Source organism: Burkholderia sp. 3C (assembly GCF_054589155.1).
Window position 1 is genome coordinate 136,528 of the sequence record NZ_BAAILN010000107.1, and the last position, 1,108, is coordinate 137,635.

Sequence of the window (1,108 nt, forward strand, 5' to 3'; positions counted from 1 at the left end):
GCCGCCCTCCGCCACGCCCCCGGACCGACGAACCATGACGAAACAGCGCAGCGACGCCGACCTTCACGGCGTGCGCATCACCCACCCCGAGCGCGTGATCGACGCCGACAGCGGCGCGACCAAGCTCGACCTGGTGCACTACTACGCGGCGCTCGCGCCGTGGCTGCTGCCGCAACTGCACGGCCGGCCGGTGTCGCTGGTGCGGTACATGAAGGGCGTCGGCGGCCCGTCGTTCTTTCAGAAGCACGCAGGCAGGCAAGGCATGACGTTCGTCACGCGGCATCCCGGGCTCGACCCCGGCCACGACGCGCTGATCACACTCGACGACGCAACCGCGCTGATCCACGCCGCGCAATTCGACACCATCGAATTCCATACCTGGAACGCCTCGATCGACCGGATCGAGCGCCCCGACCGGCTCGTGTTCGATCTCGACCCGGACCCGTCGCTGCCGTGGCGCGCGATGACCGACGCGGCGGGGCTGGTGCGTGCGCTGCTCGACGAACTCGGGCTCGAATCGTTCTGCAAGACGAGCGGCGGCAAGGGCCTGCACGTGGTCGCGCCGATCAGCCGCCACACGTCGTGGGACGACGCGCGCGATTTTTCGCAGGACGTCGCCCGGCACCTGGCCGCGACGCTGCCCGAACGCTTCACCGCGACGATGGGGCCGAAGCACCGGAAGGGGCTGATCTTCGTGGACTATCTGCGCAACGGGCGCGGCGCGAGCACCGTGGCCGCCTACTCGGCGCGCGCGCGGCCCGGGCTCGGCGTATCGGTGCCGCTTGCCTGGGACGAGGTGCCGGCGACGCGCGGCGGCGCGCAATGGACCATCGCGAACGTCGCCGCGCGGCTCGCGGCGCTTGAACGCGACCCGTGGGAGGGCTACGGCGACGTGCGGCAACGGCTCACCGCCGCGATGCGCAAGCGGCTCGCGCCCGGTTCGGGTTGAGGCCCGGCGGCACGACCGCATCGATGCGGGCGCGGGCATGAATGCTGCGGCACGTTCCGCATCCCCCCACCGCCCCATTTCCAGCCCTGGACCCCTGCCATGCAAACCGATCGACTCGATGCCCGAGAACTCGACTACTGGACCTTGCGCGCCCTGGCG

At 71.0% G+C, this 1,108-nt stretch carries 1 protein-coding gene; it reads left to right on the forward strand.

Going from position 1 to position 1,108, the window contains the following annotated elements; genetic code table 11:
- On the forward strand, positions 1-949 hold a 949-nt coding region (ligD, locus tag ACYP33_RS21300), incomplete at its 5' end, for a non-homologous end-joining DNA ligase (protein ID WP_459623810.1).
- Positions 950-1,108: the final 159 nt, after the last annotated feature.